We start from the raw sequence: 7309 nt of genomic DNA, 5'->3' as shown, positions 1-7309 counted from the left end.
TTATTTTTACTTTGGAAAGGTATTGTACACACCACATTGCGTTATCCCGAACACAAGTTTTTAATTGGTGGAGTTAGTATTAGCAATCAGTTTTCAAATTTCTCAAAATCATTGATGATTGAATTTATGAAATCGCATTATTACGACCCTTATATTGCACAATATGTGCATCCAAAAAAGGAATTTAAGGTGAAATTAAAAGATGCCGATAAAGAGTTTGTATTTGATGAAACCGAAGCCGATTTAAATAAATTCGATAAAATTATTGATGAAGTTGAACCTGGAGCATTACGCTTACCTGTACTCCTTAAAAAGTACATAAAACAAAATGCACGATTGGTTGCTTTTAATGTTGACCCGTTATTTAACAACGCGGTTGATGGACTTATGTACATTAAAATTGCCGACTTACCAGAAAGCACTGTTCGCCCTGTTATGGAAGAGTTTCAAGCAGAATTGGAACGTAAGTTTGCTGAGAATAATGGGGGTTAGATTTTTTAAATAAAACTCTTAAGAATTTTATTATCTAATTCATTTAACTCTATAATAATGTCTTTGCTGATTTTTGAAAGCCTTTCTTTTGAATACTCCTCAAAATTATTATGTTCTTGTTTTAAAACCTCTATTCTTTCTTTTACGAAGAAAGTACTTTCTCTAATAAATTCATCTTTGATATTAACAATTTCATCGAATAAATGAATTTTATCTTCTTCAATTATTCTATTAATATACTTTTTATTAAGCATTCGCAAATCATAAATTAGATGCGTTATTTTAGAATTCAACTGCATCATTTTTTCTATTATCATAATTACTTTTTTTCAAAATTACGAATAAAACTTTCTGATTAAAAAAGTATTAAAATAATTGAAGTTCAAGAAAAAAAAGCTTAAAAATAAGTTTCAACAAACCTCTTAAAATAAGTCTTAATTTCCTCTCGTGCTTTTAAAAACGCTGCATGTTTTTCTGCTTCAGTTCCAATAACTTTTGATGGATCGAAAAAATTATGATGCAATCTCGTTGCATTTTTACTTGGGATATACGGACAGTTTTCATTGGCATGATCGCAAACCGTAATAATATAATCGAAATCTACATCAGCATATTCATCTACATGATTTGAAGTGTGATGATCAATATTTAATCCATCTTCTTTCATTATTGCTAAAGCCCCAGGATTTAATCCGTGGGTTTCAATACCTGCACTATATACTTTTACAGTGCTGTTATCTAAAAAATGATTTAAATATCCATGTGCCATTTGGCTTCGGCATGAATTTCCTGTGCATAATACTAGAATGTTTTTCATTTAAAAGGTGTTCTTTTTATTTCCGCAAAGGCAGAAATCTTTTTTTAATTTAACTTTATTTATTTTGCCGCTAATACACGAATCAACTATTTAGAGCTTAATAGAAATCAACGTCAAACTGAACTCGTTTCTGTTTCTCATAATACTAATTATAGGATGAGATTCTGAAATAAATTCAGAATGACGAAATTATTTAACAGCAGTTTCCATCTGGTGAACAACAAGGTTCATCGTTAGCAGCAACTAATTCTTTGTCTTCTGGAACACCACAAATGCTTTTAGCTTTACAATCTGTTTTTTCGATAGCTAATTTAATTATTAAATCGTTATTGCGTATTTCGAAATCGTTAACAAATAATTGCGCTGTATTAAACGTAACATTACTATATTCAAATTTCACCTCAGCATCAAAAACATAAGGTTTCATTTTACCCACTTTTTTAAGAATTGCCATGGCTTTGTAAACCGACATGTATTCGGTTTTGTCTAGCTCGTTTGGGCTTTCCCAAAGTTGAATTATGGTTTCTTTCCAAGCATCAGTTTGTGCTCCGCAATCAACCGAATCAATTGAAACATGTTTTACTTCGGTGATATGGTAATTGGCACCAACTAATTTATTTGGCGCATATTCGAATAGTAAAGATTTGTCTTTGTTTTGTTCTAAAACGTTAAATAATTCTTGTGTTTTCATAATAAATCTATTTAATTATTTTATAATTGAAAATATATTTGATGATGTATTAAAAGGCCTTTCGACTGCGCTCAAGGTGACATCTTCATAAAATTTAATTAACAACAGTTTAATTTTGTGGTATTAAAAAATGCATTTAATTGCTTTTGTAAAGCAGTCCATCGCTCTATATTAATGCAGTAGCACATGCTTTTACCTTCCACTTCTCCATTAAGCAATCCAATACTTTTTAGTTCTTTTAAATGTTGAGAAATGGTGGCTTGTGCTAAACCAATTTCTTCGACTAAATCGTTGCAGATACAGGCATTTTGATTGCTTATATATTGTAAAATAGCCACACGAGCAGGATGCCCAAGTACTTTAAAAAGTTGCGCTAAGTCGTTTTGTTGTTCAGTAAATATTTGTGATTTTGTAATTCCCATAACAATACATTTTAATATTGCAATATTACGATGTTAAATTAAATTAAAAAAGCCAAAATGTATTTATTTTGGCTTTCTGTATTTTATATATTGAATTTCAAAGGATTAAAACCAAGGTTTTTTACCAACTTGATAGGTGTTATAAAATTCTTCGTCAGATTTTGTAAGATAGATGATACCTTCAATTAGTCCAACAATTCCAGCTAAACTAGCTCCAATACCGCAGGTAATAAATCCTAAAACTAATGTTATAACTAAAAGAATAATACCTTCTTTATTATAACCTAAAATAAACTTGTGGATACCTAAAGAACCAAGTAAAATAGCTAAAACACCAGCTAACACTTTTTTGTTTTCGCCTGAAGCGAAAGTTTCTTTGGCACTTTCGGTAAATTCTGAAGCTGTTTCTTTAGCTTCATTAGCAAACTCTTTTGCTTTTTCTTTAGCTTCTTCGGCAAATTCACCTGCTTTATCGGCAGCTTTTTTTGCACCTTCTTTAGCATCGCCTAACATATCGTTTAGGTCATCACTTAAATTTTTTTCGTCAGACATATTATTTAATATTTTGGTTTGATTATAAAATTAATAAAAATGTTTAATAAAATCTAAATTACATTGGCTTTAGATTGATATTCAACTAATAAGTCTATTTATAATAGTTATTGTTACAAACACTTGACAAATAATAAACTACCTAAATAACATAATAATACCGCCTATAGCAGTAACAATTAAAATAAACCGCCTATAATTTACATTTGAAATTAATTTCACAATGTATGCTCCTAAGAAAAACCCCAAAATAACAGCAGGAATTAATACCGAATTTAAAACTAAAGATTCTGGAGTAACCGTTTTCCAAATAAAAATATGAAAAGGCAGTTTAAACACATTTATAATAAAAAATAACCATGCCGCAGTACCTACAAATTCATTTTTAGGAAAACGCATGGCTAAAAAATAAATATTAGAAATTGGACCTGCTAAATTGCCAATCATTGTAGTAAAGCCCGCTAAAAACCCTGTGCCAGCAGAAAATAGTTTATGGGTTGGTACTTTGGTAGATTTTCTGCTTTCTGTATAAAACATAATAATAACAGAAGCAATAATTATTATTGCCATTAGCCTTTTAAAAATGATTTTAGAAATATCGTTCCCAACCCAAACACCAACTAAAACACCAATAATCATAAATGGTATTAACTTTTTTATAATGTTCCATTGAGCGTGCCTATTATAATAAATTACCGCAAAAATATCTGCTACAATAAGCATTGGAAGTAATATTCCTGTAGATGTTTTTTCGCCAAAAACGAAAGCAAGAATGACTACGATAATGATTCCTATACCTTTAATTCCTGATTTAGATAAACCCAATAAAAAAACTGCAAAGCCAATGGCTATCCATTGTAATGCAGTTAAATTGTAAGAGTGAAGGATTTCTAAATAAGACAAAGATTATTTTTTAATAAAAAACGAATTTACAAAAAAGGACTATCTATGGGTTCCCAAAGTTCTATTTTGTTACCATCGTTATCTAAAATCCAACCAAATTTCCCATATTCAAACTCCTGCATTTCGCCAACAATAGTTACGCCCTCATCTTTTAAAACTTTTAATAATTCCTCTAAATTCTCAACTCTATAGTTAAACATAAAGTCTTTTTTTGATGGCTCATAATATTTTGTGTCTTCTGGAAATGCACTCCATTGTGTTGTACAATCTTTTCCGTCTTTATCCTTCCACTTAAAGGTACAGCCGTAATCATCGGTATTAAAACCTAGATGTTTTTTATACCAATCTTTAGTTTTGCTTGGGTTTTTTGTTTTAAAAAATAGTCCTCCAATTCCTGTTACTCTATTTTTCATTTTTTTTTGTTTTTAATCGCATTTTCATAAATCTCAATCCATTCTTCTGTGCTTATTTTTGCGGTTAATTCGCCTATAAGCTCAAAAGGGATATCATTCATTTTTTTTAATCTAATGCAACTCTTACCTATATCTAATTTGTACTTACAGCGTTTCGCATACTCAGTTGTAAACCAATCATAGATTTCTTTTTTAGCGTAAATAACCATACTATAAACAGCTATAAAGTTTTTTTGTGATGCTAAATTCATAAACGGTAAAGGCAAACTCGTATCGCAATGATATCCATCTGGATATACCGAATGCGGTATAATATAACCCAACATACCATAACTCATTTGCTCTTCTATACCTTTAGGAAGGTTACTCAAAATTTGCTGTCTTAATTTTTCAATAACCTCTTTTCTGTCTTTCGGAAGTTCTTCTAAATATTGTTGTGGCGTGCTCGCTTTTGATTGCATGATTCTTAATTTTTACGTTGAAGTATTAATCCTGATATTAAAGAAATAATAAATCCTATTACAGTTACTAAAGCAAGCATAAATAAAGCTCCCATTTCACTTGTCATCTCAATAACTTCGTCTCCTCTTCCCTCATCAATTAGCATTTGCGCATAGTCTTTAAAGAAATTGGGGTTTAAAAAAGTAGTGTATATATAATCTGCAATTCCTATACCTATTCCTACCAATAAAGATATTAGCAGACCAATTATTATAGCTTTACCCAATGAAATAATACCTTGATTAATATTATCTCGGTAATGTTTTATTCCAAAATAAATGAATGATAAAGAGATGACTATTGAAATGTAGCCTAATATTTCCAGGGTACTAAAACTTAAATTTTTGGCAAATGCTAAGTGAGATAAAAAGATAACAAATCCTGTTATTGCACCAAAAAGACCGTATTTAATTAATGTCGTTTTCATTATTTTTTTATATTGATTTAGACATGCTGATCGATAAGAATGGTATTGCCATCTGGATCAAACAGTACTATACTTGCTGGACCTTGACTGGTTTCGTCTGCTTCTCTTTCGAGTTTTATGGATTTAGATTTTAAATGCTTTTGAATATCGCGAACATCGGTAAACGCATCCAGTTTATTTGCGCTTTCATCCCAACCAGGATTAAAAGTTAAAATATTATTTTCAAACATCCCTTGAAAAAGACCAATTAATGCATTACCATTTTTCATGATCAAATAATTCATTTCAATAGCTCCAGCAAAAACACTAAACCCAAGATTTTCGTAAAATGCTTTCGACTTATTAATATCCTTTACGCTTAAACTTGCAGAAAATGCTCCTAATTCCATATGATTCTATTTTAAAAATTAATAACGCCTCTAAAAGTAGTTTAAGTCTTTTTTTTAGAGTTCATACTAAAGTACGAATTTTAAATAATTTGTAGATTTTTTGCTATTTGCAACGCCTGAGTACGACGTTTGGCATTTAATTTAACTAGTAAATTTGAAACGTGGGTTTTTATAGTACTTTCTGAAAGGAATAATTTATCGGCTATTTCTTGGTTTGATAATCCAAGAGAAATATGTTGTAAAACTTCATATTCTCGATTGGTAATTCCTAAGTCATCAATTTTTTTATGATTGATTTCTATTGAAGATTTGTTCTGCTTTTGAATACTTTTTTTATTAATATAAATACCTATAAAAAAGAAAACAATAGCAATAATAGCAACTATTATTTCTGTTTTTAAATTCCCAGAAACGATGGCATATTTACCAATTTGAAACAATAGCAACAAAGCTAAAATTAAAAGAGTGAATACAAAAACGGTTTTCTTCATAAGCGAAAGTTAACAAAATTTCGCTTTAATTTTGTCTACTATAGTTTGCGCTAACTTTTCTTTACTTTCAAGAGTCCAGCCCGCAACGTGTGGCGTTAATAAAACGTTTTTTGCTTGTATTAAATATTGAAATGCCTCTGGCATAGTTGAAGAAAATAAGTTTTCGAACGATGTTTTTTCGTATTCTAAAACATCCAGTCCCGCACCTAAAATTTTACCCGATTGCAATGCAGATACCAAATCTTTGGTCACTACACTTTTACCACGTGCCGTATTAATTAACCAAAAAGGTTTTGTAAATTGATTGATAAAAACGTCATCAATCATATTAGTGGTTAACGGTGTTTCTGGCGTATGTAAACTTAAAACATCGGCGTATTGTTGTAGTTCTGTTAATGACACTTGTTTTGCATTTTCATCTCCAATGTGGTCTTTAATATCATAACATAAAACGGTTACATCAAAACCACGTAACTTTTTTGCAAAAGCTTTTCCCATATTGCCATAACCAATAAGCCCAACTGTTTTCCCATCGAGTTCTAACCCACGATTTTCTTCGCGTAACCATTTGCCTGCTCTAACTTCGTTATCGGCTTTATTTAATTTATTGAATAAGGAAAGTATCATGGCTAAACTATGTTCGCCAACGGCGTTTCTGTTTCCTTCTGGTGCAGAGATTAAATGAATGCCTTTACTTTTGGCATAATCACAATCTATATTTTCCAAACCTGCCCCAACACGACCTATAAATTTTAGGTTGGTAGCAGCATCTAAAAATGTTTTGTCTATTGAAAAACGACTGCGGATAATGAATCCGTCGTATTCATGAATTCTAGCTTTAATGCCTTCTTTTGAAGCTGTGTAATCTTCATCGTTTGTAAATCCTAAATCGTTTAGTTGATTTATTAATAATTCGTGATTGGTATCGAGATGTAGAATTTTCATAAGGTTGAGACACTTCGACTGCGCTCAGTGTGACATATTAGTTATTAATTCAAAGATATAATTAATGGGATACTGAAACAAGTTCAGCATGACGAAAGTTATGTTTTTGGATATTGTGCATATGTCTTTTCGTGTTGTATGTTTCCTGCATGTGCCGTATTTAGTTTTTCGAATAATAGCACATGTACTTCTTCTCCATTTTTTGTACAATGATTATGTTCGACTCCTTTAGGCATTCGACTTAGCTCAATGCAAGAGTTTTGCGT

Annotated in this window: 12 protein-coding genes and 1 pseudogene; 1 reads left to right on the top strand and 12 read right to left on the bottom strand. The window is 30.6% G+C overall.

Annotated elements, in window-relative coordinates; translation table 11 throughout:
• Positions 1-492 (top strand): annotated as a pseudogene (locus AADI82_RS12345) (glycerol acyltransferase); the annotation flags it as partial.
• A gap of 5 nt (positions 493-497) precedes the next feature.
• Here AADI82_RS12345 and AADI82_RS12340 read toward each other — a convergent pair.
• From AADI82_RS12340 to AADI82_RS12285, 12 genes are all read right to left on the bottom strand, one after another.
• Complete coding sequence (locus AADI82_RS12340) at positions 498-809, bottom strand: hypothetical protein (RefSeq protein WP_341216735.1); 312 nt, start codon at positions 807-809, stop codon at positions 498-500.
• 80 nt (positions 810-889) lie between these two features.
• Positions 890-1309, bottom strand: coding sequence for an arsenate reductase ArsC (locus tag AADI82_RS12335; RefSeq protein WP_341216734.1), 420 nt, complete (start codon positions 1307-1309; stop codon positions 890-892).
• A 193-nt stretch (positions 1310-1502) separates the two neighbouring features.
• Complete coding sequence (locus tag AADI82_RS12330; RefSeq protein WP_341216733.1) at positions 1503-2000, bottom strand: DUF6428 family protein; 498 nt, start codon at positions 1998-2000, stop codon at positions 1503-1505.
• 98 nt (positions 2001-2098) lie between these two features.
• Positions 2099-2422, bottom strand: coding sequence for a metalloregulator ArsR/SmtB family transcription factor (locus AADI82_RS12325; RefSeq protein WP_341216732.1), 324 nt, complete (start codon positions 2420-2422; stop codon positions 2099-2101).
• A 105-nt stretch (positions 2423-2527) separates the two neighbouring features.
• Complete coding sequence (locus tag AADI82_RS12320; protein WP_034042123.1) at positions 2528-2974, bottom strand: TM2 domain-containing protein; 447 nt, start codon at positions 2972-2974, stop codon at positions 2528-2530.
• Between the two features lie 138 nt (positions 2975-3112).
• Positions 3113-3877: a sulfite exporter TauE/SafE family protein gene (locus tag AADI82_RS12315; protein WP_341216731.1), complete on the bottom strand. Its 765-nt coding sequence runs from the start codon at positions 3875-3877 to the stop codon at positions 3113-3115.
• 26 nt (positions 3878-3903) lie between these two features.
• Positions 3904-4290: a VOC family protein gene (locus AADI82_RS12310; protein WP_341216730.1), complete on the bottom strand. Its 387-nt coding sequence runs from the start codon at positions 4288-4290 to the stop codon at positions 3904-3906.
• Positions 4287-4751 (bottom strand): DUF1801 domain-containing protein, encoded by a 465-nt coding sequence (locus tag AADI82_RS12305; protein WP_341216729.1) that lies wholly within the window; start codon positions 4749-4751, stop codon positions 4287-4289. The genes AADI82_RS12310 and AADI82_RS12305 overlap by 4 nt, the downstream gene beginning before the upstream one ends.
• A 5-nt stretch (positions 4752-4756) precedes the next feature.
• Complete coding sequence (locus AADI82_RS12300; RefSeq protein ID WP_341216728.1) at positions 4757-5218, bottom strand: DUF4199 domain-containing protein; 462 nt, start codon at positions 5216-5218, stop codon at positions 4757-4759.
• Between the two features lie 17 nt (positions 5219-5235).
• On the bottom strand, positions 5236-5607 hold the full coding sequence (locus AADI82_RS12295) for a VOC family protein (RefSeq protein ID WP_341216727.1): 372 nt from the start codon (positions 5605-5607) through the stop codon (positions 5236-5238).
• An 80-nt stretch (positions 5608-5687) separates the two neighbouring features.
• Positions 5688-6098 carry a response regulator transcription factor gene (locus AADI82_RS12290; RefSeq protein ID WP_341216726.1) on the bottom strand — a complete coding sequence of 137 codons (411 nt, stop codon included), beginning with the start codon at positions 6096-6098 and terminating at the stop codon, positions 5688-5690.
• Positions 6099-6107: 9 nt separating this feature from the next.
• A complete protein-coding gene (locus tag AADI82_RS12285; protein ID WP_341216725.1) occupies positions 6108-7043 on the bottom strand; it encodes a 2-hydroxyacid dehydrogenase in 936 nt (311 codons plus the stop codon).
• Positions 7044-7309: the final 266 nt, after the last annotated feature.

This window comes from uncultured Wocania sp., assembly GCF_964021735.1.
In the GTDB taxonomy this organism is placed as follows: Bacteria; Bacteroidota; Bacteroidia; order Flavobacteriales; family Flavobacteriaceae; genus Wocania_A.
The sequence above is the reverse complement of the archived record's forward strand: the minus strand, read 5'-3'. Positions and strand labels throughout refer to the sequence as shown.